A 24,289-nucleotide genomic window follows, 5' to 3' on the forward strand; every position below is an offset into this window, starting at 1 on the left:
GTGAGCGGCATGGATGCCGCGACCAAGCCTACATGGACGTATTTACGGCGTCCCCCTCAACCGGACCCACCCCGCCAACCCACGGATAGCCAGCTTCTGCTGTTGCTTCGGCTCTGGCTTGCAGCAGGTGCAGGGCTGCAAGCCCTGCAAACCAAAACCCCCTCAGTGAACAGCAGGCCGCGACGGCGGCAGCCACGCCGCCACGATGCCCAGCAACGGCAGGAATGCAGTCAACTGGTAGACGTACTCAATGCTGGTCTTGTCCGCCAGCAGACCGAGCACGGCCGCGCCCAATCCGCCCATGCCGAACGCGAAGCCGAAGAACAGACCGGACACCATGCCAATGCGGTGCGGCATCATCTCCTGCGCGTAGACCACGATTGCCGAGAACGCCGAGGACAGCACGAAGCCGATCAGCACCGCCAGCACCGTCGTCCAGAACAGATCCGCATGCGGCAGCATCAATGCGAACGGCGCCACGCCCAGGATCGAGGTCCAGATGATCGGCTTGCGACCGATGCGGTCACCCAGCGGGCCGCCGAGGAAGCCGCCAGCGGCAGACGCCACCAGGAAGGCGAACAGGTGCAGCTGCGCCTGTGCCACCGGAATGCCGAAATGATGGATCAGGTAGAAGGTGAAGTAGCTCCCGATGCTGGCCATGTAGAAGTACTTGCTGAAGATCAGCACCAGCAGGATCGCCAGCACCTTGGCCACGGTGCGCGGCGGATGCCGCGGCGCCATCGACGCGGTGCTGGCCGGACGCGGCGCGCCCAGGTGCAGCGCATACCAGCGGCCGACATAGGTCAGCAGCGCGATGCCGATCAGGGCGGCACCGGCGAACCACGAGGCCGCGTGCTGGCCATACGGTACGATCACCGCAGCGGCGATCAGCGGGCCGAGTGCGGTGCCAAAGTTGCCGCCGACCTGGAATACCGACTGCGCGAAGCCATGACGACCGCCCGAGGCCAGCCGCGCGATGCGCGAGGCCTCGGGGTGGAAGATCGCCGAACCGATGCCGACCATCGCCGCGGCCAGCAGCACCACAGCGTAGCTCGACGCGAAGCCGAGCAGCAGCATGCCGCACAGGGTCGAGGCCATGCCGATCGGCAGCGAGTACGGCGCCGGGCGCCGGTCGGTTGCCATGCCGACCAACGGCTGGAAGATCGACGCGGTGAGCTGGTAGGTCAGCGTGATCAGGCCGATCTGGGTGAAGCTGAGATTGAAGCCGCCCTTGATCACCGGATAGATGGCCAGGATCAACGACTGCATCATGTCGTTGACCACGTGCGAGGTGGAGATGGCAGCCAGCACGCCGGGAGCCACCGGGCGTGAGGTCGTTGCAGGAGAAGCCAGGGCGGACATGGACGCAGTCAGGTTGGGGGCGAGCCACGCATGCTACGGTTGCCCTCCCCTCCCTTCTGCCGCGTTCGGGTCATGGCCTATCGCAAAAAGGACATTGCCGGTGACGTCGATCCGACGGCGCCCTGGCGCGATGTCCCCCAGCATCGCCCGGTCACCTATCGGGTCACCCAGTACCCGGCCGGTAGCCACATCGCGGGCCACAAGCACCAGCGCCACCAGCTGGTCTATGCCATCTCGGGGCTGATGGTGGTGCGCTCGGAAGTGGGCCGCTGGGTGGTGCCCTCGACCCGTGCGATCTGGATGCCGGCCGGCATGGTGCACGCGGTGGACTGCATCGCCGCCGTGCACATGCGCAGCCTGTACATCGACCCGTTGTTCGCGCCGCAGTTGCCGGCCGAAGCGTTCGCGGTACAGGTGGCCCCCCTGCTGCGCGAGCTGCTGCAGGCCGCCACACTGATCAAGGGCGAGCACATCGAAGACAGCCGCGATGGCCGCGTGGTGCGCCTGCTGCTGGACGAACTGCATCGCATGGACGTGCTGCCACTGCATCTGCCTGCCGCGACCGACCCGCGCCTGCAGCGGATCTGCCAGCACATCCAGAAGCACCCTGGCGATGACGCCACGCTGCAGGACTGGGCGCAGGCACTGGAGGTGGACGTGAAGACCATCCAGCGGCATTTCGGCAGCGAACTGGGCATGACCTTCGGCCAGTGGCGGCAACAGGCGCGGCTGCTGGCTGCGATGGAACGGCTGGCAGTGGGTGACAAGGTCATCGATGTGGCGCTGGCGATGGGCTACGACAGCCCAAGCGCGTTCACCAGCATGTTCAAGCGACAGCTGGGGCAGACGCCGGCGGCGTTTTTCCGTTGACCCCAAACGAAAACGCCGGGCGTGGCCCGGCGCTTCCGTTCAACGCGTCCGTTGAAAAACTCAGGACGTCATGCGGTCCCAGAAGCCCTTCACGCCATCCATGAAGGTGGCCGACTTCGGCGAGTGCTTGCGCGCTTCCTCACCGACGAAGGTGGTTTCGAACTGCTCCAGCAGCTTGCGCTGTTCGTTGGTGAGGTTGACCGGGGTCTCCACCACCACGCGGCAATACAGATCGCCCTCGCTGCGGCTGCGCACCGAACGCACGCCCTTGCCGCGCAGACGGAACAGCTTGCCGGTCTGGGTCTCGGCCGGGATGCGGATCTCCGCCTCGCCGCCCAGCGTGGCCACGCGCACGGTGTCGCCCAATGCGGCCTGCGAGATGCGGATCGGCACTTCGCAGTGCAGGTCGTCGCCATCGCGTTGGAAGATGGCATGCTCGCGCACGCGCACTTCCACGTACAGGTCACCCGGCGGGGTACCGGCCGGGCCGGCCTCGCCCTCGCCCTGCAGGCGGATGCGGTCGCCGGTATCGACGCCGGCCGGCACCTTCACCGACAGCACCTTGTCTTCCTCGACACGGCCGTTGCCGTGGCAGGTCTTGCAGGGCTTGGCGATGATCTGGCCGCGGCCGCCGCAGTTGTGGCAGGCCTGCTGCATGGCGAAGATGCCGCGCTGGATGCGCACCTGGCCGCGGCCATGGCACACATTGCAGGTCTCGACCTTGCCGTCTTCGGAGCCACTGCCATCGCAGTCGCCGCATTCGGCCAGGGTCGGAATCTCGATGCGGCGCTCAACGCCACGCACCGCTTCTTCCAGGTCCAGCTCCATCACGTAGCCGATGTCGGCGCCGCGACGGGCCTGGCGCGGGCCACCGCCTGCTCCACCAAAGATGTTGCCGAAGATATCGCCGAAGATATCGTTCATGTCCGGGCCGCCCGGACCGCCACCACCGCCCATGCCGTGCTCGAACGCAGCGTGGCCGTGGCTGTCGTACATGCGGCGCTTGTTGCCGTCGGACAGCACTTCGTAGGCTTCCTTGCACTCCTTGAAGGAGGCTTCGGCCGCCGCATCACCCGGGTTGCGGTCCGGGTGGAACTTCATCGCGCAGCGACGGTAGGCCTTCTTCAGCTCGTCGTCGGTGGCGGTGCGGGCAACGCCCAGCACTTCGTAGTAATCGCGCTTGCTCATATCGTGAATCTGGTTCCGGAAAGTCGGGATTCGTCAAAGCGGAAGAGCGGAACCAGGTCCGCTCTTGCGTCGGGCGCCCCGACACGCCGGTGGCGGCCAGGACCCTGATGCGACAACGGGACGCTGCCAGGCAGCGTCCCGCGTCGGTCCGGATCAGGACTTCTTGTCGTCCTTGACTTCGGTGAACTCGGCATCGACCACATCGTCGTTGCCCTTGCCAGCGTTGCCGGCGTCGGCGCCCGGGGCGGCACCGCCCTGGTCGGCCGAAGCCGCGGCGAACAGCGACTGGCCAGCCTCTTCCAGCACCTTCGACTTGGCTTCGATCTGTGCCTTGTCGTCCCCCTTCATCGCGGTTTCCAGATCGGCCAGGGCCGCTTCGACCTTGCCGATCACTTCGCCGCCGACCTTGCTGCCGTGCTCGGTGATCGCGCTGCGGGTGCCGTGGATCAGGGCGTCGGCCTGGTTGCGGGCCTGCACCAGCTCCTGGAACTTCTTGTCTTCCTCGCGGTTGGCTTCCGCGTCGGCGACCATGCGTGCGATCTCTTCCTCGGACAGGCCCGAACCGGCCTTGATCTCGACCTTCTGTTCCTTGTTGGTCTTCTTGTCCTTGGCCGACACGTGCAGGATGCCGTTGGCGTCGATGTCGAAGGACACTTCCACCTGCGGCAGGCCGCGCGGGGCCGGCTCGATGCCGGACAGGTCGAACTTGGCCAGCGACTTGTTGAAGCGGGCCTGTTCGCGCTCACCCTGAAGCACGTGCACGGTCACGGCCGACTGGTTGTCCTCGGCGGTGGAGAACACCTGCGAGGCCTTGGTCGGGATGGTGGTGTTCTTCTCGATGATCTTGGTGAACACGCCGCCCATGGTTTCGATGCCCAGCGACAGCGGGGTCACGTCCAGCAGCAGCACGTCCTTGACGTCGCCGCCGAGCACGCCGCCCTGGATCGCCGCACCCAGTGCCACCGCTTCGTCCGGGTTGACGTCCTTGCGCGGTTCCTTGCCGAAGAACTCGGTCACCGCCTGCTGCACCTTCGGCATGCGGGTCTGGCCACCGACCAGGATCACTTCGCTGATGTCGCTCGAACGCAGGCCGGCATCGTTCAGGGCGACGCGGCACGGCTCGATCGACTTCTTGATCAGGTCTTCCACCAGCGCTTCCAGCTTGGCGCGGGTCAGCTTGATGTTCAGGTGCTTCGGGCCCGAGGCGTCGGCGGTGACGTACGGCAGGTTCACTTCGGTCTGCTGGGCGCTGGACAGCTCGATCTTGGCACGCTCGGCGGCGTCCTTCAGGCGCTGCAGGGCGAGCGGATCCTTGCGCAGGTCGATGCCCTGGTCCTTGTTGAATTCTTCAACCAGGTACTCGATGACGCGGTTGTCGAAGTCTTCGCCGCCCAGGAAGGTGTCGCCGTTGGTGGCCAGCACTTCGAACTGCTTCTCGCCGTCGACGTTGGCGATCTCGATCACCGACACGTCGAAGGTACCGCCGCCCAGGTCGTACACCACGATCTTGCGATCCTTGTTGTCGCCCTTGTCCAGGCCATAGGCCAGCGCGGCCGCGGTCGGCTCGTTGATGATGCGCTTGACGTCCAGGCCGGCGATGCGTCCGGCGTCCTTGGTCGCCTGGCGCTGGCTGTCGTTGAAGTAGGCCGGCACGGTGATGACCGCTTCGGTGACCTTCTCACCGAGGAAGTCCTCGGCGGTCTTCTTCATCTTTTCCAGCACCTTGGCCGAGATTTCCTGCGGCGCCATCTTCTTGCCGTCGCTGGTGGACACCCAGGCGTCGCCATTGTCATGGGCCAGGATGCCGTACGGGACGTGCGCGATGTCCTTCTGCACTTCGGCGTCGGTGAACTTGCGGCCGATCAGGCGCTTCACCGCGTAGAAGGTGTTCTTCGGGTTGGTCACGGCCTGGCGCTTGGCCGAGGCGCCGACCAGGACTTCGCCGTCCTTGGTGTAGGCGACGATCGACGGGGTGGTGCGATCGCCTTCCGAATTCTCGATGACGCGGGCCTTGCCGCCGTCCATGATCGCCACGCACGAGTTGGTGGTGCCGAGGTCGATACCAATGATCTTGCCCATGGGGGAGACTCCTGAGGATGCTTGTTTGGGGTCAGTCCGGCCGTTCGGCCGGTGGATGAATACGATGTGGGGGAGGCTCGTGGAACATTCAAGCCATCTCCCGAACGCTGTGTTTCCGGTCGTCCGGTGCGTTCAGCGTCGGGCCGGGTCGCGGGTCATTCCCGCCGCCCGACCCGGCACGGGTCAGTCGGCGGCCACCACAACCAGCGCCGGCCGCAGCAGGCGCTCGTTGAGCAGGTAGCCCTTCTGGAACACGGTCACCACGGTGCCGGGGGCGGCGCCCGGGGTCGGCACCTGGCTGATGGCCTGGTGATGTTCCGGGTTGAACGGCTGGCCGGTCGGGTCCAGCAGGACCAGGCCGTTGTCGGCGGCGACCTTCAGCAGCTGCTTGTAGGTCAGCTCCAGGCCTTCGCGCAGCGGGTGCGGGTCATCGCCGGCAGCCTTCAGGCCTGCATCCAGGCTGTCGAACACCGGCAGCAGCTCGCCCAGCAGCTTTTCGTTGGCGAACTTGCGGGCCTGCTCGATGTCGCGGGCCACGCGCTTGCGCTGGTTCTCCAGGTCGGCGCGCTCACGCAGCGCATCGGCCTTGATCTGCTCGACTTCGGCGCGCAGGCGCTCCACTTCGTCATTGACGCCGGCGGCGGCGGCCGCATCGGCGGCACTCTGCTGGGATTCGATATCTGGATGTTCGTGGTTCATGTCTGGGTCCCTGGCGGTCAGTCTCCGCCTCCACCCACCCTAGTGTGGGCGGGATGCTGCGTTTCAAGCGTCGGATGTTCCCGGCGTGCGCCCGGCCGGCGAAAAGGCCGCGCCCAGCACATCAGCAGTGGCCTGGACCAGCGGGATCATGCGGTCGTAGGCCATGCGCTTGGGCCCGATCACGCCCAGCACGCCCAGCACCTGGCCGTTGGCGGTATAGGGGGCGGTGACCAGCGAAACGCCCTGCAGTGGCATCATCCCGGTCTCCTCGCCGATGAAGATACGCACGCCCGGCGCCTGGATGGTCCGCTCCAGCAGCTGCAGGATCTCGCGCTTGCTGGAGAACAATTCGAACAGCTCGCGCAGGCGCTCCAGGTCGGACAGGTCCTGCACGCCCATCAGCCGGGTCTGGCCGGCCACCAGCATGTCGTCGGCCGCCGGCTGCAGGGCCTGCTCGGCCAGCTCGATGCTGTGCGCCAGCAGCTGTTCCAGCTCGGAGCGGGCGTCGCGCAGCTCCAGCAGCAGGCGGGTGCGGATCTCGGCCATCGGCAGCCCGGCGAAATGGGCGTTGAGGTAGTTGGCGACCTGCTCCAGCTGCCCCGGCGCGAACTCCTGGCGGGTCTCGATGACCCGGTTCTGCACCTCGTTGTCGGCGAACACCAGGATCGCCAGCACCCGGCGCCCGTCCAGCGCCACGAAATCGATCTGGCGGAAGGCGAACTGCTCGCGCCGTGGCGCGCTGACCACGCCGACAAAGTGGCTCATCGCCGACAGCAGCTCCGAGGCGCTGCCCAGCAGGGCCTGGGTGCTGCCGCCGCCGGCCAGCTCCTGCCGCAGGCGGGCCAGTTCGCCCTCGCCCGGCGGCTGCATCTGCAGCAGGCTGTCGACGAACACCCGGTAGCCATGCGCGGTCGGGATGCGCCCGGCCGAGGTATGCGGCGAGGCCAGCAGCCCCAGGTCCTCCAGGTCACCGAGGATGTTGCGGATGGTGGCCGGGCTGACCTCCAGGCCGGCCACGCGCGCCAGCGTCTGCGAGCCGACCGGCTCACCGTCCTGGATGTAACGCGCGATCAGCGTGCGCAGCAGATGGCGCGCACGCGGGGCAAGCTGGTCGGGAGAACCGTGCATGGAATCAACCTGTGAGACACGGACACTAGATAATGGCGGCGCATCACCTTGGCAAGTCATTGGACCTCCCTCGCCCGCGTGCTAGCGTTGCGCGGCTGCTGATACCTCTTACCCATGCTCAGACATCTTTCGATCAAGGATTTCGCCGTCGTCCGCGCCACCGAACTGGAGTTCGGGCCGGGCATGACCGTGGTTTCAGGCGAGACCGGCGCCGGCAAGTCGCTGATGGTCGACGCGCTGGGCTTCCTGTCCGGCCTGCGCGCCGACAGTGGCGTGGTCCGCCATGGCGCGGCCCGCGCCGAGCTTTCCGCCGAGTTCGCGCTGGACCAGCTGCAGGCCGCGCGCCAGTGGCTGGCAGACAACGAGCTGGACGATGAAGAGCAGTGCCAGCTGCGCCGGGTGATCCGCGCCGACGGCGGCTCGCGATCCTGGATCAATGGCCGTCCGGTCACCCTCGCACAGCTGGCTGACCTGGCCGCGCTGCTGGTGGAGATCCATGGCCAGCATGAACAACAGGCGTTGCTGACCCGTCCGTCGCAGCTGGCCCTGCTCGATGCCTACGCCCGCAACGAGGACGCGCGCCGCCAGGTGCGCCGCGCCGCCGCCGCGTGGCAGGCACTGGTCGACGAATCACTGGCGCTGTCGCAACAGGGCGACGTGAGTGACCGGATCGGCTTCCTGGAGCACCAGCTGCGCGAACTGGACCGCGAGGACCTGGAACCGGAGTCGATCGCCGCACTCGGCGCCAGCCACCGCCGCCAGGCCCATGCCAGCGCCCTGCTGAGCGCCTGCCAGGCGGCCAGCAACCAGCTCAACGGCGACGACGGCAGTTCCGCGCTGGACCTGCTGCAGCAGGTGCGCCACGAGCTGTCGCGCCTGATCGAGCACGACCCGCGCCTGGGCGAGGTGGACGGCCTGATCGAGAATGCCTCGATCCAGCTGCACGAAGCCCTTTCGCTGCTGGACCGCGTGCATGACGACCTCGACGCCGACCCCGAGCAGTTCGAAGAGAACGAGCGGCGCCTGGGCCGCCTGCACGACCTGGCGCGCAAGCATCGCGTGCCGATGGACGAGCTGGGCGCGCAGCGCGAACGCATGCATGCCGAAGTGGAGCAGCTGCGCGGCGCCGACGAGCGCCTGCAGCGCCTGGCTGGTGAGATCGACAAGGCCGCCGCCGCCTGGCGCGTACAGGCCGAAGTGCTGACCGTCAGCCGTCGCAATGCCGCCGCCGAACTGTCGGCCACCACCACCGGCATCATCGCCGAGCTGGGCATGGGCGGCGGCCAGTTCCTGATCGAACTGGAGCCGCAGGACAACGGCAAGCCCGACCCACAGGGTGCCGAGCGCGTGGAATTCCTGGTCGCGGCCAATGCCGGCCAGCCGCCACGCGCCCTGCGCAAGGTCGCCTCGGGTGGTGAACTGTCGCGTATCTCGCTGGCCATCGAAGTGGCCGCGCTGGACCTGGATGCGGTGCCGACCATGGTGTTCGACGAAGTCGACTCCGGCATCGGCGGCGCGGTGGCCGATATCGTCGGCCAGAAGCTGCGCGCGCTCGGCGAGAAGCGCCAGGTGCTGTGCGTGACCCACCTGCCGCAGGTCGCCTCCAAGGGCCACGCGCATTACCGGGTCAGCAAGGCGCCGGTGGAAGGCATGACCCAGAGCGCTGTGGAGAAGCTGGACAGCAAGGCACGTGAGGAAGAACTGGCGCGCATGCTGGGCGGCGTGGAAGTGAGCAAGGAAGCGCGCGCCGCCGCGCGCAAGCTGCTGGTAGAGTCGAGCTTGCTCGACTGACCGAGGTCATCCACGCATGGCATGGATCTACAGGTAGTGCCGGCCGCTGGCCGGCAACCGGACCTCTGCAGGCGAAGATCGTGAGGTTGCCGGCCAGCGGCCGGCACTACCCCCGTGGCTGCGCCAGATCCACCGTTTCCACCAGGTAGTCCAGGAACGCGCGTACCCGCAGCGGCAGATAGCCGCCCTGCCCCAGGAACACCGCGTGCACCTCCTCCAGGTCACCGGGGTTGGCCTCTTCCAGCACCGGCAACAGGCGCCCGGCGGTGATGTCGGCCTGCACCTGGAAGGCGGCCAGCCGCGCCATGCCCAGCCCGCCCAGCACCAGCTGGCGCAGCGCATCGCCATTGCTGGCACGGGCGTTGCCGCTGGGCAGCAGCATGCGCTCACGACCGTCCTGCAGCAGCGGCCAGCCCTGCATCGCCCGCGCATGGCCGATGTCCAGGCGGTTGTGCGCCTGCAGCTCCTCGACGCTGGCCGGCAGGCCGTGCCGCTGCGCGTAGGTCGGTGCGGCCACGATCATCATCCGCGTCGCGCCCAGTCGCCGCGCCACCAGGCTGGAACTCTTCAGCGGGCCGGCGCGCACCGCCACGTCGGTGCGCTGCTCAAGCAGATCGATCACCTCGTCGTTAAGGGTCAGGTCCACCCCCACCTGCGGGTTGCGCTCGAGGAACGCCGGCAGCAGCGGCAACAGGAAGTGCTGGCCGAACGGCACGTTTGAATTGACCCGCAGCCGCCCGCGCGGCTCCGCATGCGCGCTGGCACAGCGTTCGGCCTCGTCCAGGTCGGCCAGCACGCGCAGGCCGCGCTCGTAGAAGGCGCAGCCTTCCGGGGTCAGCTGCAGTTGGCGGGTGGACCGCTGCAGCAGGCGCGTGCCCAGCCGCTGTTCCAGCCGGGCCACCAGCTTGCTGACTGCCGACGGGGTCATGTCCAGGGTGCGGGCGGCGGCAGAAAAACCGCCGGTCTCGATCACTCGCACGAAGACTTCCAGTTCGCCGGATCGGTTGATGTCGGGTCGCGCCATGGCAATGAATCCAGTTCACAGATGATTGTCCATACGCAGTCTAGTTCACAGATGAGGGCGGAATCACCATGGCGGCTCCTTTCCCCGGAATCGCTTCATGGACCGCCTCCGCACGCTCACTGCCAGCACCCTGCTCGCCCTGTCCGGCGCCGCCAGTGCCGCCCCTGCCCCGCACTGGGTGGCCAGCTGGCAGGCCAGCCCGCAACCGGTGTGGGGCGCCGACTTCCAGTTCCCGACCCTGGTCCCGGCATCGCTGCACGACCAGACCTTCCGCCAGACCGCGCGCATCAGCCTGGGCGGCGCGCGCCTGCGGGTAAGGTTGAGCAATGCCTACGGCACACACCCCCTGCGGATAGGAGCGGCCAGCGTGGCCGCACGACCGGGCGCGACACCACAGCCGCTCCACTTCGACGGCCAGCCTGGCGTGCTGATCGGCCCGGGCCAGGAACGGCTGAGCGATCCGCTGGCCCTGCCCACCGGCAATCAGCAGGCCCTGCAGGTCAGCGTCTTCGTGCCGGGGCCGACGCCGCTGCAGACCTTCCACTGGGACGGCCGCCAGACCAACTGGATCGCCGGCGGCAACCAGAGCCAAGCGCGCCACCTGAATCGGGCCACGCCCACCACCGCACGCCTGTTCCTGAGCGGGATCGAGGTCGAAGCCGCCGCCAGCGCACGCAGCGTGGTGGTGATCGGCGATTCGATCACCGACGGCGCCACCGCCAGCCTCGACCAGGACCAGCGCTGGACCGATCATCTGGCCGCGCGGCTGGCACCCCACGGCGTCGCGGTGGTCAACGCTGGCATCTCCGGCGGCCGGCTGCTGCGTGACGGCATGGGCGAGTCGGTTCTGGCCCGCCTGCAGCGCGATGCATTGGATCAGCCCGGCGTGGCCAGCGTGATCGTGCTGATCGGCATCAACGACATCAGCTGGCCCGGTACCGCCTTCGCCCGGCAGCAGGCGCGTCCCACGCTGGCCGAGCTGCAGGACGGCTATCGGGCGCTGGCCGAACAGGCACGTCGGCGCGGACTGCGCATCCTGGGCGCCACCCTGGCGCCCTTCGCTGGCGCCCTGCCCGGCACGCCACTGGACGACTACTACCAGCCCGACAAGGAGGCGCTGCGCCAACAGCTCAACACCTGGCTGCGCACGGACAGCCAGTTCGACGCGGTGATCGATCTGGACGCGGCCCTGCGCGACCCGGCCGATCCGTCACGGATGGCGGCGGCCTACGACTCCGGCGACCATCTGCATCCGGGCGACGCCGGCAACCAGGCGATGGCCGAGGCGGTGGATCTGGAGGTGTTGATGGCGCCATCCACGCATGGCGCGGATCTACTGTGAACGACGAAAAACCCCGGGCGAGCCCGGGGTTCTGTCGCGTCCGGCTAGCCGGGACGGCTTACTTGCGCTTCTTGCGCACGTACAGCACCAGCGAGTGCTCTTCCAGCTCGTAGCCGTGATCGGCCGCGATCTTGCGCTGCAGCTCCTCGATCTCGTGGCTTTCAAACTCGATGATCTTGCCGCTGTCCACGTCGACCATGTGGTCGTGGTGGCCGCCGCGGTCCAGCTCGTAGACGGCCTGGCCGCCTTCGAAATTGTGCTTCAGCACGAGGCCGGCAGCCTCGAACTGGGTCAGCACCCGGTAGACCGTGGCCAGGCCGATCTCGTCGCCATGCTCCAGCAGCTGGCGGTAGATGTCTTCGGCGGTCATGTGGTGCTGGGCATTGCGCTGCTCGAGCAGCGCCAGGATCCGCATCCGCGGATGGGTCACCTTCAGGCCGACTTTACGCAGGTCGTGGGTTTCCATAGGTCTCCGTTCATTGGCGATTTAGCGCCAGCTGCCTCGGATTGGGTCGCGGTGGCACGCCGGGAGTGTATCATCGGTTTGATTTCCCCAACCGCCAGTCCCGATGCGCAATCTCCTGTTGGTCGCCGCCGTCGCCCTGTCCACCACCGGGTGCGGCATCATCTACAAGCAACCCATCTATCAGGGCAACCTGATCCGGGAAGATGCCGTGGCCAAGCTGCAGGTCGGGCAGAGCAAGCAGCAGGTCACCGTGCTGCTGGGCACCCCGTCCATCCCCGACCCGTTCCATGCCCAGCGCTGGGACTACACCTCCAGCCAGCGCGTGAACCGCCTGGGCCGTACCGAGGTGAAGAATTTCGTCGTGTTCTTCGACAACGACACCGTGACCCGTTGGGAAGGCGACTACTTCCCGGGCAACGACAAGGCCCTGGCCCAGCAGACCGTGCGCCAGTTCGGCCGCAACCTGCCGAAGGACAAGAAGAAGAAGGGCCGCTGAGGCACCCTGCCCGTCCGCGCGGACGGGTCATGGGCATCAACCGCCGAGCGCGCGCCGCCGGCGGTTGTCCTTGGGGTCGGCCAGCAACGGGCGTAGCAGCTCGATGCGGTCGCCTTCCTGCAACACCTGCTGCGGGCGCGCCAGCACGCCATGCACCGCCACCGCCGGGCATCCGGCAGTGCCGTCCAGCGCGGCGGCGGCGATGGCATCGGCCACGGTCGCGCCCTCTTCCAGCTGCAGCCGGCGCGACAGCACCCGCTGCGGCCAGGCCAGCACCACCTCGACCTCGATCATCGCTCAGCCCTCGTCGGCGACGCGGACGAAATCGTTGACCATCCGATCGGCCAGTCCCTGGAAGCCGATCGCCAGGGCCGGGCCCAGCAGGCGCGAACTGGGCTCGAACTCCAGGGTCAGGGTGACCTTGCAGGCATCTTCGGCCAGCGCATGGAATTCCCAGCGGCCGTGCAGTTGCTTGAACGGGCCATCGCGCAGCTGCATGTCGATGCTGTGCGGGCGCTGCAGGGTGTTTTCGGTCTGGAACCAGGTGCTGAACGAGCCCAGGCCCAGGTCCAGGCGCGCCACCAGCCGGTCTTCGCCCTGCTCCAGGATCTGGGCGGCCGAACACCAGCGGAAACGGCGCGGATAGGCCTGGACATCGTTGACCAGGTCGAACATGCGCGCGGCCGAATGTTCGACCAGGGCGCTGCGGCGGATAGTAGGCATGAATACAGGACGTTTCGGCAATCGACCGGGCGGGCCCGAATCGGAGACAATACGGAAATGAGCAAGAACAGCGGCAAGGATAAAGCAAAGAGCGCGACGGCCAACAAGACCATCGCGCTGAACAAGCGTGCCCGCCACGAGTACCACATCGAGGATCGCTTCGAAGCCGGCCTGGCCCTGCAGGGCTGGGAAGTGAAATCGATCCGTGCCGGCCGCGGCAACATCGTCGACGCCTACGCCTACGTCAAGGATGGAGAGATCTTCCTGATCGGCGCGCAGATCACCCCGTTGATCCAGGCCTCGACCCATGTGGTGGCCAACGACCGGCGCGAGCGCAAGCTTCTGCTGCACCGGAGCGAGATCGACAAGCTGGTCGGCAAGGTCGAGCGCGATGGCTACACGATCGTGCCCACCGCGATGTACTGGAGCAAGAACAAGATCAAGCTCGAAGTCGCGCTGGCCAAGGGCAAGCAGACCCACGACAAGCGCGATGCCGCCAAGGACCGCGACTGGGCGATCGAGAAGCAGCGCGTGATGCGTCGCGGCAACCGCGACGCGTAAGCGGTTGCGCATGCCCCTGTAGAGTCGAGCTTGCTCGACTGCTTTGGCTTTCTGTAGAGCCGAGCCATGCTCGGCTGGCTTGGCTTTCGGTAGAGCCGAGACATGCTCGGCTTCGGCAATGACTCGACTCTACAAGCGGCTCAACCGGCCAGCGCGCCCAGCTTGCGCATCCGCGGCGCCAGCGCCGCATGCATCACCGCCAGATGCATCACCACCGCCAGTTCGGGTGCGTGGCGGTCATCGCCCGCGCGCCACCGCTGTGCGAGCTGTGCCGCATCGGGTGGCAGCAGCGCCAGCAACTGCGTATCGTCCAGCGCGTCGGCCGCGCCCTGCAGCTGCCTGGCGACCTGCCGCGACTGCCACACATGCACGCCGATGCTCAAACTGGCCAGCGACATCAGCACCACGGCCAAGCCGTGCTCGAACCACTGCGACAACACCTCCGGCCCCCACAGCAGGGCCGCCAGCACCGCCAGGCCCGGCAGCCGCCAGCCCAACCAATGGATGCGACCGCGCTGCGCCCAATGCACCACCACCGCGCTGGCTACCAACGCCGCCGCCGCCGTTGCCGGCAGCTCGGTCAGCCAGGTGGCGGCGAGCAGCAGCCCCAGCAGCGCCCAGACCCAGCCGGGGGGCAGCGCGCGCCGCTGATAATCGGCACCGACCGGTCCTACCAGCTGTCGCAGGCTGCGTTGTTGGCTTGCCTCGGTCACCCACCGTCTCCGTGTCTGCTCTAGCTTGGATGGTCGTCGCCAGTGTGTCGCAAATTCGTGCCAATGAAGTTACCAATCCGCTATGCCGGCCGCACTACACCTCGCTGCCGATTGCCAAGGTGACTGTTCAGCTGTTTTGCCGTAGCATTGCCACCGTTGGGCAGGCCCTGACCGTGGCGACACGGAATCGGCCTTGTACCTTGCAGCACTGTAGAAACCGGGGGTGCATTGGTTTCGACGGGGGTTGTGAAGTCGCCTGGCGCATGCCGAGGGGGTAGCTTTCCTCGTAAATCCAGCTGCAAAACTCTAGTTGCCAACGACGACAACTACGCTCCGGTCGCTCTCGCAGCCTAAAAACTGCGGTGCGTGACCTTCTGCCGACTTAGGCGGAGCCTCGAAACTGCTTGTGTCCATGCTCGCAGCGTAGAGTCATTATCATGGAATCGCGCTGGGCGGCTGCCTGTCAGTCCGGCACTAGAACACAACAGGCTGGTTCCCGGATGCGCTTTGCACGCCGTGCTGTTCGGGGATGAGATCTAACGGCGAGCTAAGCATGTAGTGCTGGGGATGGAGTGCCTTCGGACGGCGGTTCAATTCCGCCCACCTCCACCAACTGCTTGCAAAATCTATCACTAAGTGGCTGATTTTGCAAGGGTTTTGGCATCGGAGTGATACACGAACTGAGCCTGTCTGCAGGTATCAAAGTAGGTATCACTCCGTGCCAAAGCCATTTTTCCTGCGCCGACCGAGCGGGCTATACGTCCGTTTTTTTGTGCCTACGGATCTACAGCCTCTTATTGGCTCCCGCTACCTGGTGCGACGCCTGCCCCCTGCTTCAATCGATCTGATGCGGCTTACAGCGGCAAGCGCCGCTGTGGCACTCTCTCAGGCATTCGACCGCATCAGACGTAGCCCAATGACCGAGAAGGATCGGGACGCCCTGCTGAGAGCGTTGGCCGGAACCATTGACCGCTGGACCGGGAACATTGAGCTGCCTAACGGCGCGAGATTGACCGACCTACAGGTGAATGGACGCGAGGACGCCAAAGCTCTGCTGGACACCATCAAGGGACTCGCGAGCTCAGGCTTTGCCCAAAGTTCACCGCTGCCCGGAGCCGGGGACACCCTGACAAAGCGTGTTGGTCTCTACCTGGAAGACCTTAGGAACGCTAAGACATCGCCAGGCAATCTGCTCGACAGTGAAAACACGCTCACCATCTTCCGCGAAATAGCAGGGCTCGACCTGCTCATGTCGCAAGTGGGGGAGACCCAAGTGCGCGCCTTCCTAAATGGGCTTCATGACTGGCCGAGCAATGCGCGCAAGAAGGCAGAATACAAAGAACTGAGCGCCGCGCAAATCATCGCCAAGGTCAAGCAACAACGCGCCAAAGGGCTCGTTATCGCGGGCCTGTCTGATCGGACTCTAGGCAAACATCGTGACCGACTGGCCAGCTTCCTCAATGCACAAGTAGCCGGTGGGCTGCTCACACGTTCGCCGCTCGATGGAATCAAGCGCCAGAGCTCGGCCACCGCAATCGCCACGCTCCCCCGTCGCCCCTTCAGCATTGAGGAAATCAACCAACTCTTCGATATGGAGAAGTTCCTTCCCTGGTCAGAGGAGCGGCCTGATCGATACTGGGGAGTCCTGCTAGCAGCGGGCACTGGGGCGCGGGTCAACGAGCTTGGGCAACTCTATGCCGACGATGTGGCCGAGGTGAATGGCATTTGGGGAATCCACATTCGTGCGGGGCGGCGGGATCAAAAGCTGAAAAACGCAAACTCCTTGCGCTTCATCCCACTCCACCCACGCTTGTTGGAGGCGGGCTTCTTAACTTACGTCGAAGATGTAGCGCAGTCGGGCCATGAGCGCCTGTTTCCCCACCTGCCTTGGCATAAGAAGGCAGGCTACGGGGACGCCCTCGGAGATCAGTTCCGCGCCTATCTTGTTGGCTTGGGCATGATGCAGCCCGGCATGGGCTTCCACTCGTTCCGACATACTGCGAGCACCCGGCTTCTCTATGCGGGGGTGCTTAGCTCTATTGCCGCTGCCATTACGGGGCACAAGGCGCATATGCCCGGCGAGCTCGGAACCTATGTAGATGTGCCCACGCTCCAATCGCGCGCAGACGCGGTAGCGCTTCTCCCCGTTCCCGAAGGTCTGCCGGCCTATCAGCCTGGAGAGGCAGCGCAGTCTCTCAAGCAAGCGCAACTCAGAGCGAAGCGGAGGGTGGTGAATGCAGCTGCACGTGAACGAAAAGCGGTCGCTCTTGCCAAAAGCGCGCACTCCACGACGCCAGCAAGTCGGATGAGGAAGCCATCGAAGGCGTCGTAGCGCCCGGGGGATCGCGGCGACAATGATTAGGCAACGCCATCAACCACTCCAGGTGCCCAAGATTCGGGGCTGGACTCTTGCTATCGCCTCGCTGTCTGCTTTGCCACCCGTCCCGGCGCGTCTTGCCAAGTCTGGCCCTGCCGAAAGGCACGCGGCGCCCCGCCAAAAATGTGACAGACATCAAACTATTGAATAGATGGGTTGCCTGAGGCAGGATCTCATGACTGAAGGGCGCATCAGCCAGGGAATTTCAGGGGGAAAGTAAAAGCTCGCAGTAGGCGTCAAGAAGCCCGGCAGATGTATCTGTCGGGATGATAATTGTGGCACGGGATGAAAACGACCAATAAATATGCCGACATCTACGCCCGCGCGAGCAATGAACATCTCACGTCAGCCGCTGCTGACCAATACGGCGCACAGATAATGCGCCGCCCAACTTCGCATGAGCAGAATACGTATCCAGGAGAACAAGCGTGTCTAGCCCGTTCCAAGATGTCGCACCCCGCATTACTGGAAATCCGAAGGTCAGAGAACCGCAACAAGGAGCCTATGAGGCGCTAGCACAGCATGTAGCTGACGGTGCGGACATAAGAGAAGTTAGCGTAGTACTGCCCGTGGGATGCGGAAAGTCAGGAACTATAACGCTCACTCCATTTGCGTATAAATCGAAACGAGCATTGATCATCGCTCCCGGCGTTGCGATTGCAACGCAGCTGGCAGCTGATTTCGACTTTAGTAGCGAGAAGCTATTCTATGCACGCTGCGATGTGATGGACGGCCCCAATTATCCAGAGCCAGTGGAAATAAGAGGCACCGATGCAAATCGAAGTGACCTTGACGCCGCACACGTTGCCATTACAAACATCCAGCAGATTTCCGGCGATGGCAACAAGTGGTTGCGAACGCTTCCTGCCGACTTCTTTGACCTGATCATTTTCGACGAGGGCCATCATAGCGTTGCAGCAACCTATGAGGCCCTGAAAGCAAAATTCCCTGCAGCCTCGGTCGTGAACTTCAGCGCCACGCCTCTTAGAGCTGATGGCCAGATGATGAGCGGTCCCGTCGTTTACTCATACCCAATCTTCAAGGCGATCAGAGCGGGCTATGTTAAACAGCTCAAAGCAATCCAACTCAATCCGAAGACCTTACGCTATGTCAGGCGACCAGGCGATTCGGAGGTTGAAGTCTCCCTAGATGAGGTCCGACGCCTAGGTGAGGAGGACGCGGATTTCCGCAGAAGCATCGTAACGTCCGAAGAAACACTGAATACCATTGTTGATGCGTCCCTCAGGGAGCTCGACCGGCTCCGTAACTTGACAGGGGAGCCACGCCTAAAGGTAATCGCCTCGGCATTGAATTATGAGCATTGCATTCAGATTGTGGAGGCTTATCGCGCACGGGGAAGGAAGGCCGATTTTGTGCATTCCCGTGAGAGTAAAAAGAATGACCAAGTCATGCAAAGGCTGGCGAATCATCAACTGGACGTGATCGTACAGGTGAGAAAACTTGGCGAAGGTTTTGACCATCCGTTCCTGTCGGTAGCGGCGGTCCTTAGCGTGTTCTCCAACCTGTCTCCATTCGTCCAATTCGTTGGGCGAATCATGCGCGTAATCAAGCAAGATGCGCCGGGGGACGTTGTAAACCAGGGCAGTGTGATCTTTCATGCGGGCGGCAACATTGCCGCCAGGTGGGGAGACTTCCAGCAGTTCAGCGAAGATGACCAATCCTTCTTTGACCAGCTTCTTCCTCTTGAAGGCTTGGATCCAGCAGATCCCACGGAGTTCCGTGAGTATGCGCCTCGCGACACTACCAATGGGAAGCCCGAGGTCAAAGAGCAGTCCGAGGTGGAAATGCAGGAAATCCACCTCCTAAAGCAGGAAGAGGAAGACGCCATTCGCCTGTTGAAGCAGAGCGGAATTATCCCTGCAGACTTTGACCCTACTACCCAAGCCCTCAAGCCCATCGCTGTCCCTAAGGCAGCAAAACGACAGGCCGCCAGAGACGCTCTTAACGAGCTTATTCAACTCCACGCAGGACGAATTCTCAATGAGCGAGGAATTAAGCATGGCGGGCGAGAGTTGGATCACAGACGGCTTGGTCGCGACAACTACGTAGTGGTAGTCACCACTCTCAACGAGGCGGCGAACACCTTGGTCGGCCGGAAGCCAGGGGAACGAAGTGAGATGTCACAGGTGGAACTGGACACCATTCGGGGGCAGTTCGATGCCCTTACAGCAAGCGTTTGCAGGAAGCTGTTCGATGGCGACTAAGTCCTTGATCGTCTCGACAATGGTAGACAGGGCGAAGAAGGCCCACAACTGCCAAGCTAACAGTAAACATAGGATCGAACGCGGAGACATTCGACTAGGGGTGCGAAAAGACCGGGGCTGGGATCGATACTGTGTTGCTTGTGCGCAGAGCATGATCGAGCGCGGTTTATTGCGACTGGGAGAACTGAGCAAGTTGGAGCCTGAGGAAAGCGAAGACTAAGAGGCAACATAGGCCCATCATTCCGCGCATGGAGGATGGGCCACTCTGCTTTCCTGCCTAGCTGCATTCGCTGGAATGGGGCTGCTTAGATGGTGCGCGTTTCAGTAAGCCAAGCTTTCATCCTAGCGAACCATTCATCCCTCTCAGTCTCATTGACAGCTGTGCTCTTGAGCCAACGGTCGGAGTGGCGCACGAAAGGAACCAGCCAGAGCGGGTGAACAACGTCCCGCACCTGGACTTCCAGACGATGGGTGATGACTCCTTTGTAGCTGTATTCCCCAGTGCGGATGGCGAGCACTTCAGCCCGCCGCAGGTAGCGCTCGCCCTTCACGGGCTCCCGGATCCAGATAGTGTCCCTGCCCAGGTCCAAGGCGATATGGTCATGGCAAACAGTGGGCTCAAACTCTTCAGGCCTATGCTTCTTCAGTTTGGGCGCGCGGCGACGGAACAGCCACGGCAAGCCCCACAGCAGCGCAAGGGGCCAGAAGACCAGCTGCCCGAACAGCATCAACCCGAACACGGCACCCTCAGCCGTCGTGCCCTTTTCGAACACCACACCGCACAGCCACCAAAGTGCAAGACCGGTGATGATCCAGCGGACTACCTTGAACAAGGTCCACATACGAGCTTCCTAGCGATGGTTGGGAAGGACCTGGGTCAGCGACGGTCTACGACAGTCCAAGTGCCATCGACCTTATCGATGACGAAAGTGCCGACAAGCTGCTGTTGCTCAGTGCGAGTGCCCAGCTGATACCGCGCAGTTCCGGTGACACTGCACGCATAGCCGGGGCTGTCCCCACGCACGCACTCTCCTACCTTCAAGTGCTCAAACGTCATCGTCGTTCCCGTCGCCTCCTTGAAATACACGGCCAAGGCTTTCTCAACATCGCCGCTCCCAGGACCACCCGAGCAAGCAACCAGCAGCGCAGTAGCGGAAAGCGTCCAAAGCTTCTTCATGTGTGTTCCTTCAGTCGATGAGTAGGCAGTGATTGCCCGGATTCGTTGCAGTGCCAGGTAGGACTTCGCTATCAATCAGTGACCCGGCCTTGTTGATGACGATCACGATCTGACTAGGCCGCGCAGAGGAGTCCTCCTCACGCTCCCCTAGATAGACCAGAGCGACGGCATCCTTGAAGTCATAGACCTTGCCGAAGCCAATGACGCTATGCGCTTCGGGAGGCAGCAGAACCGGCTTTCCATCGAGCTTGATAGCGCGTTTGTAGTCCCGGCCTTCGACGGAGTCGATGCGGCCGATGCTGGTTCGGATGGGGCCGGTGGGGATCGCGGAGCCATGACCCGTGGCCCAAATGAAAGCGGATACCTTCGGCCGCCCTCCCCCATCCACCCTGAACTGGCCAGTCTGCAGTTGGCACGACAGGCTGGGCATAGCGTCAGCAGAAGCAGTGAACGCCAGAAGACCCACCAATGCCCAGCACCTCATATCCATAACCACCTCCTCGCCCAACGAATATTTGCGTTCAATGCAAATGACCGGCTAAGCTTAGGCGGGCACACTTCGGGTAGTCAATGCCCTTCTTGCTGCCCCGAATGCCCGCGCCGTTACCAACAACCACTGCTCTTGGCCAACGCCTCCGCGCCGCACGCGCAGCCAAGGGCTGGACTCAGGCCCAGCTAGGGGAACTATTGATGGGAGTGGATGACCCAAACACCACTGCGCCCCGCATCAGCAGGTATGAGAGGGGCCTTCATAAGCCTGATCTGGAGACCATTGAGAAGCTCGCGGAGCTTCTGGATCTCCCAGCCGCTTACTTCCTTGCTGCCTCTGACGTGGTTGCGGAGGCAATCTTGGTGCTGACACAGCTTGATGCCCGAAAACAGAAAGAAGCACTGGCGCTTCTAAAAAGCCTCGCCCCCGCTAGCAAGTGACGCGCACCGAACGGCCTAGCGACTTCCTACGCTATGCCTAGGTGCCAGCAAGGAAGACCCTAATGACAAGCCTCGCCTACGACCTCCTGATGGCATTGATTCCCGGCACGGCCGCTGGATACTACTCGGGCTTGCTGATGGCCAAGCTCTCAAAGTTCAATGCGCTGAAATACGAGGCACTTCGAGCTATTCGATCAATCAACTACATGGGCGATGCCAGTAACACACAGATCATCAGTTCAGATAAGAGTGAAGAACTTCACCTGATAGCATCCGAGCTCTTCCTTCTCAAGCACAAGGGCGCCGGAATTTCCTTGATGCAAGTTAGCAATGAGCTTCTAAATTCCATAGCAGCATGTAAGCACTCGGCGCATCCCGTCGATAGCTTCATAAAACAGATCAGTGACTGGCAAGCTCGAATTCGCGGCCTAAAGGTAGGACCACGCTTCTTCCTTCCTTGGGGTCAAATCTGATGTGCCTTTGACCGAACATTAAAACATTCGTCGGCGCCCGGAAATTTTCGGTCCGCTCCGTTTTTCTGCTGTAGAACTCCAAGTGCTCCTTTACGGACAAGGCCACCTCCGCCCCCGATTCAGGACACATCTTCCTGCTGACTCAGGACACTATGGGCCCGCTGTTTTGCCTCGGTCTTTGCTTCTAACCGCCGACCGACCGAGGCAAAGTCTCCCCCAACCCGCAATAAGCGAGCCTGGGGACCTTTGCCGGGCCGGCCTACTCTTGCCTAGGCAGAGGACCATCGTCGGCGCTGTGATCACTGTCAATACACAGCTGCGGCAGGTTCACGCCTGACATGGCGCCGGGGCTGGGGTCCTGCCACCAGCATTCACTGGCGTCTCTCCCATGGGCTTTGCCCCGTGATCAGGCTGTCGCCTGACGCTCTCCAATCTTGCCCTTCGCATACATGGCCGACCCGAGACGGGGCACACAATCCAAGGCCAGCTAGGGAACCCATGCCTTGGAACCTCCGCGACGCAGAAGCCATGCTGCCGGATGTGGACGTATTCCTCCACGGTTTAAGGCCGCTATCCGTAGGAGATGGATAGCCCCGGATTGTCACCGGGCGCGAACTAATCGGACCTCCGTGCGATAGCCATTGGTTCCAGCTGGGTTGCGAGGGGTTGCGCTCTTCCCGATGTCGGCTATGTTGTTGCTTGGGGCCGATGCCTGGGTGTGTAGAGCTGCTTTCTACCTACTCGCAGCCGTTGCTGTTATCAACGAGCTGCCGCTAAAAAACAGCATGAGGCCAACGCCAATTCTGTCAATGCCCCCCGAAGAATATTCGGGGGCATTGTTTTTCTAGCTTCAGACGCGAGGTCCGCGACATCTTCTTTGGTCCTTTTTCTCCAACTCGCTATCGTTCAGTTGTTCCGTAAGCGTGCGCGTTGGGGTAGTTCCAGAACACTGCGATTTGTGCGGCTGTGCTGTATCAGCAGTGATTGGATAGCGCTTCAGCATTGATGCTGCGAGCCTATCCAAAGCTTCTACACTCGTAGCTGCCTGCGCCGCATACTTCACCTGTGCTTCCGGGCCTGTAGCTAGACGCGCAGCATCGTGCCGCGTCCTGCGCCGCTCAATGCGCTCTTCGCCACTCCGACGCCGCTGCGCCCAATCGCGCCTGCTACCGCTCCAGAGCGACGGCTTGGGATTTTTCCTCTCCCATGTCACCAATTTCATTTGGGCTTCCGTGAGTGAAATGTTTGCCTTAACTTCGGCTTGTAGCCTGCGCTCCCATCGAGTGGCGTCACGAGCCACCTGCTTCAATGAACTGTGAAGCTCGCGCATATCGTTTCGATATGACGCCCTGTGGGGGTAGGCGCCCGCCCTGCTCGACATGTCAAAGAGCTTGGCGACCGTCGAAAGACTTTGCCGAACGGCAGCATCTATATCCTCCAGCCAAACCCGTCTCGCTTCCATCTCCAGCTGCTCTATTTCAGCGTCGTAACGAGCCATGGCCTCGTCTGCTTGCTTGTTCGCAATCTTGCTACGAAGACGCCTAGCCGCCTTCATCAATACTGGCTTGAGACTTGGCGGAAAGCGCGATGCGGCAGACCCCACTCGTGCAGCTCGCTGCTCTACTGATGCTGGCCTTTTTCGTGCTCGTGGCGGCGCCAGCGCGACCTGCCCGAGGTGCGGTTGCCGCTCTTCTTTGCCAACAGCTGCAAGCCGCTCACGTTGAGCTGCTTCTTGCGTATGGGAGCGTGGCGTCGCCATCACCCTTCCCTCTTGCTCCAAGCGTTCCAGGTAGTCACGCAGTTCAATGCGATTGGCGTTTTGGATCTGGTTATTTACCGTGGCCCGCTCGCTATCTTCACCCCTCCTACGCATCGCGGTTGCTGCCTTACCCTCGTGCTGGGTGGCTTCGCGAGCCAGCATGGCTGCGAACCCGATATAGCCATCAGCTTCGGCGGCATGTGCTTGCTTAGCTAGGCTGCGATGATCAACACGTTCAGCGACCTGTGCTCGTTCCAGATGCGAATTGATACGGTCAGCCACCGCCTCACGAAGAATGCGGATAGCCTCCGGTCCTGCGCCACCACGCGCATCAAATTCAGCACATGCACGTTCACCCAGGCCATCAGGACCGATCTGACGAGGCGTCATAAGGAGATGCACATGGTGATTGCGCTCATCCCCTTTCTTATCGGGCTCATGGACTGCAACAAGCACCGCAACCTGATAGCGGTCAACCAACATCTGACCCAAGTCGCACGCGAGCGCACGACGCTGCGCTTCGTTCAGTTCTGCAGGCAGAGCAACTTCAAGCTCTCGCGCCGTCCTGGCGTTTAGCCGGGTCTCGGCCATTTCCGAGCGATTGAAACAGGCGACCGGATCTCGCGCCCATTCGGGGGCATTTTGCGGGGCCAACATATCAACCGAGGCAACGCCACTGCGCCTTGTGTAGTCGTGTTTGATACCGGTCAATTCGTCATTAATCACAATGCCCGCACGATACGCCGCAGCGGCAGTAGAGGAATGACCCTTGCCGCGCGAAAAGGCTTTGACGGTGGCGTGATAAATGGCCATTTCGATTTTTGTCCTTGCTCCTGCTCTTGTTTTTGGCGACGCCCCCGAGGGGGCTAGCATCGGGGGCGGCCTGCGAAGCGGGCCGGGGTCTGG

Annotated in this window: 23 protein-coding genes and 1 other RNA gene; 10 read left to right on the plus strand and 14 right to left on the minus strand. The window is 63.3% G+C overall.

All coding sequences use genetic code 11. The annotated features are described in order from the left end of the window. Nucleotides 1-162: 162 nt before the first annotated feature. Nucleotides 163-1,362: an MFS transporter gene (locus tag SSKA14_RS15065; protein ID WP_040007963.1), complete on the minus strand. Its 1,200-nt coding sequence runs from the start codon at nt 1,360-1,362 to the stop codon at nt 163-165. A gap of 72 nt (nt 1,363-1,434) precedes the next feature. Between SSKA14_RS15065 and SSKA14_RS15070 the strand changes: the two genes are divergently transcribed. Further along, nucleotides 1,435-2,232, plus strand: a complete 798-nt coding sequence (locus SSKA14_RS15070; RefSeq protein ID WP_008267270.1) for a helix-turn-helix transcriptional regulator — start codon at nt 1,435-1,437, stop codon at nt 2,230-2,232. A gap of 60 nt (nt 2,233-2,292) precedes the next feature. Here SSKA14_RS15070 and dnaJ read toward each other — a convergent pair whose 3' ends face one another. The 4 genes from dnaJ to hrcA form a co-directional block, all read right to left on the minus strand. Next, the gene (gene dnaJ, locus SSKA14_RS15075) at nt 2,293-3,420 is read right to left on the minus strand and encodes a molecular chaperone DnaJ (RefSeq protein WP_008267487.1); all 1,128 of its coding nucleotides are present in this window, start codon (nt 3,418-3,420) and stop codon (nt 2,293-2,295) included. Between the two features lie 153 nt (nt 3,421-3,573). Next, nucleotides 3,574-5,499, minus strand: a complete 1,926-nt coding sequence (gene dnaK / locus SSKA14_RS15080; protein ID WP_006434175.1) for a molecular chaperone DnaK — start codon at nt 5,497-5,499, stop codon at nt 3,574-3,576. A 183-nt stretch (nt 5,500-5,682) separates the two neighbouring features. Then, nucleotides 5,683-6,198 carry a nucleotide exchange factor GrpE gene (grpE, locus tag SSKA14_RS15085; protein WP_008267012.1) on the minus strand — a complete coding sequence of 172 codons (516 nt, stop codon included), beginning with the start codon at nt 6,196-6,198 and terminating at the stop codon, nt 5,683-5,685. A gap of 63 nt (nt 6,199-6,261) precedes the next feature. Beyond that, nucleotides 6,262-7,326, minus strand: a complete 1,065-nt coding sequence (hrcA, locus tag SSKA14_RS15090; protein ID WP_008266321.1) for a heat-inducible transcriptional repressor HrcA — start codon at nt 7,324-7,326, stop codon at nt 6,262-6,264. 114 nt (nt 7,327-7,440) lie between these two features. Here hrcA and recN point away from each other — a divergent pair, with 114 nt between their 5' ends. After that, on the plus strand, nt 7,441-9,117 hold the full coding sequence (gene recN, locus SSKA14_RS15095) for a DNA repair protein RecN (protein ID WP_008265704.1): 1,677 nt from the start codon (nt 7,441-7,443) through the stop codon (nt 9,115-9,117). 106 nt (nt 9,118-9,223) lie between these two features. Here recN and SSKA14_RS15100 read toward each other — a convergent pair whose 3' ends face one another. Beyond that, a complete protein-coding gene (locus SSKA14_RS15100; protein WP_008268128.1) occupies nt 9,224-10,141 on the minus strand; it encodes a LysR family transcriptional regulator in 918 nt (305 codons plus the stop codon). A gap of 97 nt (nt 10,142-10,238) precedes the next feature. Between SSKA14_RS15100 and SSKA14_RS15105 the strand changes: the two genes are divergently transcribed. Next, nucleotides 10,239-11,483 carry an SGNH/GDSL hydrolase family protein gene (locus SSKA14_RS15105; protein WP_008266454.1) on the plus strand — a complete coding sequence of 415 codons (1,245 nt, stop codon included), beginning with the start codon at nt 10,239-10,241 and terminating at the stop codon, nt 11,481-11,483. Between the two features lie 58 nt (nt 11,484-11,541). Here SSKA14_RS15105 and fur read toward each other — a convergent pair whose 3' ends face one another. Then, entirely contained in the window at nt 11,542-11,949 is a 408-nt protein-coding gene (gene fur / locus SSKA14_RS15110) for a ferric iron uptake transcriptional regulator (RefSeq protein WP_005409235.1), read from the minus strand. 103 nt (nt 11,950-12,052) lie between these two features. On the opposite strand from fur, the gene bamE reads away from it, so the two are divergent. After that, entirely contained in the window at nt 12,053-12,445 is a 393-nt protein-coding gene (bamE, locus tag SSKA14_RS15115) for an outer membrane protein assembly factor BamE (RefSeq protein WP_008267885.1), read from the plus strand. A 36-nt stretch (nt 12,446-12,481) separates the two neighbouring features. Here the strand turns inward: bamE and SSKA14_RS15120 are convergent, their stop codons facing one another. Both SSKA14_RS15120 and SSKA14_RS15125 read right to left on the minus strand, forming a co-directional pair. After that, nucleotides 12,482-12,739 carry an RnfH family protein gene (locus SSKA14_RS15120; protein ID WP_008268432.1) on the minus strand — a complete coding sequence of 86 codons (258 nt, stop codon included), beginning with the start codon at nt 12,737-12,739 and terminating at the stop codon, nt 12,482-12,484. 3 nt (nt 12,740-12,742) lie between these two features. Beyond that, nucleotides 12,743-13,168, minus strand: a complete 426-nt coding sequence (locus tag SSKA14_RS15125; protein ID WP_032959119.1) for a type II toxin-antitoxin system RatA family toxin — start codon at nt 13,166-13,168, stop codon at nt 12,743-12,745. Between the two features lie 57 nt (nt 13,169-13,225). Here SSKA14_RS15125 and smpB point away from each other — a divergent pair, with 57 nt between their 5' ends. Next, nucleotides 13,226-13,729 carry an SsrA-binding protein SmpB gene (gene smpB, locus SSKA14_RS15130; protein WP_040007975.1) on the plus strand — a complete coding sequence of 168 codons (504 nt, stop codon included), beginning with the start codon at nt 13,226-13,228 and terminating at the stop codon, nt 13,727-13,729. A gap of 140 nt (nt 13,730-13,869) precedes the next feature. Here the strand turns inward: smpB and SSKA14_RS15135 are convergent, their stop codons facing one another. Beyond that, nucleotides 13,870-14,442 carry a hypothetical protein gene (locus SSKA14_RS15135; RefSeq protein ID WP_008266275.1) on the minus strand — a complete coding sequence of 191 codons (573 nt, stop codon included), beginning with the start codon at nt 14,440-14,442 and terminating at the stop codon, nt 13,870-13,872. A 219-nt stretch (nt 14,443-14,661) separates the two neighbouring features. Here SSKA14_RS15135 and ssrA point away from each other — a divergent pair. From ssrA to SSKA14_RS15145, 3 genes are all read left to right on the plus strand, one after another. Next, nucleotides 14,662-15,054, plus strand: a transfer-messenger RNA (tmRNA) gene (gene ssrA / locus SSKA14_RS23500). A 304-nt stretch (nt 15,055-15,358) separates the two neighbouring features. Beyond that, nucleotides 15,359-16,774 (plus strand): site-specific integrase, encoded by a 1,416-nt coding sequence (locus SSKA14_RS15140; RefSeq protein WP_024958278.1) that lies wholly within the window; start codon nt 15,359-15,361, stop codon nt 16,772-16,774. A gap of 473 nt (nt 16,775-17,247) precedes the next feature. Then, nucleotides 17,248-19,044 carry a DEAD/DEAH box helicase family protein gene (locus SSKA14_RS15145; protein ID WP_004153231.1) on the plus strand — a complete coding sequence of 599 codons (1,797 nt, stop codon included), beginning with the start codon at nt 17,248-17,250 and terminating at the stop codon, nt 19,042-19,044. Nucleotides 19,045-19,349: 305 nt separating this feature from the next. On the opposite strand, the gene SSKA14_RS15155 is transcribed toward SSKA14_RS15145, so the two are convergent. The 3 genes from SSKA14_RS15155 to SSKA14_RS15165 are packed head-to-tail and all read right to left on the minus strand — an operon-like array spanning nt 19,350 to nt 20,651. After that, nucleotides 19,350-19,886, minus strand: a complete 537-nt coding sequence (locus SSKA14_RS15155; protein ID WP_004153229.1) for a hypothetical protein — start codon at nt 19,884-19,886, stop codon at nt 19,350-19,352. A 35-nt stretch (nt 19,887-19,921) separates the two neighbouring features. Beyond that, on the minus strand, nt 19,922-20,221 hold the full coding sequence (locus tag SSKA14_RS15160; protein WP_024958276.1) for a hypothetical protein: 300 nt from the start codon (nt 20,219-20,221) through the stop codon (nt 19,922-19,924). A gap of 10 nt (nt 20,222-20,231) precedes the next feature. Then, nucleotides 20,232-20,651 carry a hypothetical protein gene (locus SSKA14_RS15165; protein ID WP_232281404.1) on the minus strand — a complete coding sequence of 140 codons (420 nt, stop codon included), beginning with the start codon at nt 20,649-20,651 and terminating at the stop codon, nt 20,232-20,234. 161 nt (nt 20,652-20,812) lie between these two features. On the opposite strand from SSKA14_RS15165, the gene SSKA14_RS15170 reads away from it, so the two are divergent. After that, nucleotides 20,813-21,151, plus strand: coding sequence for a helix-turn-helix transcriptional regulator (locus SSKA14_RS15170; RefSeq protein ID WP_049441679.1), 339 nt, complete (start codon nt 20,813-20,815; stop codon nt 21,149-21,151). Nucleotides 21,152-21,213: 62 nt separating this feature from the next. Next, nucleotides 21,214-21,624 carry a hypothetical protein gene (locus SSKA14_RS15175; protein WP_040007985.1) on the plus strand — a complete coding sequence of 137 codons (411 nt, stop codon included), beginning with the start codon at nt 21,214-21,216 and terminating at the stop codon, nt 21,622-21,624. Nucleotides 21,625-22,474: 850 nt separating this feature from the next. On the opposite strand, the gene SSKA14_RS23505 is transcribed toward SSKA14_RS15175, so the two are convergent. Further along, nucleotides 22,475-24,196, minus strand: a complete 1,722-nt coding sequence (locus SSKA14_RS23505) for a MobA/MobL family protein (protein ID WP_004153227.1) — start codon at nt 24,194-24,196, stop codon at nt 22,475-22,477. Nucleotides 24,197-24,289 lie beyond the last annotated feature (93 nt).

Origin of the sequence: Stenotrophomonas sp. SKA14 (assembly GCF_000158575.1) — a bacterium.
GTDB lineage: Bacteria > Pseudomonadota > Gammaproteobacteria > Xanthomonadales > Xanthomonadaceae > Stenotrophomonas > Stenotrophomonas forensis.

Excerpts from the sequence above, each read along its gene's own strand:
- SSKA14_RS15065 (WP_040007963.1), bottom strand. The coding sequence starts at position 1,362 with ATGTCCGCCCTGGCTTCTCCTGCAACGACCTCACGCCCGGTGGCTCCC.
- SSKA14_RS15070 (WP_008267270.1), top strand. The coding sequence starts at position 1,435 with ATGGCCTATCGCAAAAAGGACATTGCCGGTGACGTCGATCCGACGGCG.
- dnaJ (WP_008267487.1), bottom strand. The coding sequence starts at position 3,420 with ATGAGCAAGCGCGATTACTACGAAGTGCTGGGCGTTGCCCGCACCGCC.
- dnaK (WP_006434175.1), bottom strand. The coding sequence starts at position 5,499 with ATGGGCAAGATCATTGGTATCGACCTCGGCACCACCAACTCGTGCGTG.
- grpE (WP_008267012.1), bottom strand. The coding sequence starts at position 6,198 with ATGAACCACGAACATCCAGATATCGAATCCCAGCAGAGTGCCGCCGAT.
- hrcA (WP_008266321.1), bottom strand. The coding sequence starts at position 7,326 with ATGCACGGTTCTCCCGACCAGCTTGCCCCGCGTGCGCGCCATCTGCTG.
- recN (WP_008265704.1), top strand. The coding sequence starts at position 7,441 with ATGCTCAGACATCTTTCGATCAAGGATTTCGCCGTCGTCCGCGCCACC.
- SSKA14_RS15100 (WP_008268128.1), bottom strand. The coding sequence starts at position 10,141 with ATGGCGCGACCCGACATCAACCGATCCGGCGAACTGGAAGTCTTCGTG.
- SSKA14_RS15105 (WP_008266454.1), top strand. The coding sequence starts at position 10,239 with ATGGACCGCCTCCGCACGCTCACTGCCAGCACCCTGCTCGCCCTGTCC.
- fur (WP_005409235.1), bottom strand. The coding sequence starts at position 11,949 with ATGGAAACCCACGACCTGCGTAAAGTCGGCCTGAAGGTGACCCATCCG.
- bamE (WP_008267885.1), top strand. The coding sequence starts at position 12,053 with ATGCGCAATCTCCTGTTGGTCGCCGCCGTCGCCCTGTCCACCACCGGG.
- SSKA14_RS15120 (WP_008268432.1), bottom strand. The coding sequence starts at position 12,739 with ATGATCGAGGTCGAGGTGGTGCTGGCCTGGCCGCAGCGGGTGCTGTCG.
- SSKA14_RS15125 (WP_032959119.1), bottom strand. The coding sequence starts at position 13,168 with ATGCCTACTATCCGCCGCAGCGCCCTGGTCGAACATTCGGCCGCGCGC.
- smpB (WP_040007975.1), top strand. The coding sequence starts at position 13,226 with ATGAGCAAGAACAGCGGCAAGGATAAAGCAAAGAGCGCGACGGCCAAC.
- SSKA14_RS15140 (WP_024958278.1), top strand. The coding sequence starts at position 15,359 with ATGACCGAGAAGGATCGGGACGCCCTGCTGAGAGCGTTGGCCGGAACC.
- SSKA14_RS15155 (WP_004153229.1), bottom strand. The coding sequence starts at position 19,886 with ATGTGGACCTTGTTCAAGGTAGTCCGCTGGATCATCACCGGTCTTGCA.
- SSKA14_RS15160 (WP_024958276.1), bottom strand. The coding sequence starts at position 20,221 with ATGAAGAAGCTTTGGACGCTTTCCGCTACTGCGCTGCTGGTTGCTTGC.
- SSKA14_RS15165 (WP_232281404.1), bottom strand. The coding sequence starts at position 20,651 with ATGCCCAGCCTGTCGTGCCAACTGCAGACTGGCCAGTTCAGGGTGGAT.
- SSKA14_RS15170 (WP_049441679.1), top strand. The coding sequence starts at position 20,813 with ATGCCCGCGCCGTTACCAACAACCACTGCTCTTGGCCAACGCCTCCGC.
- SSKA14_RS15175 (WP_040007985.1), top strand. The coding sequence starts at position 21,214 with ATGACAAGCCTCGCCTACGACCTCCTGATGGCATTGATTCCCGGCACG.
- SSKA14_RS23505 (WP_004153227.1), bottom strand. The coding sequence starts at position 24,196 with ATGGCCATTTATCACGCCACCGTCAAAGCCTTTTCGCGCGGCAAGGGT.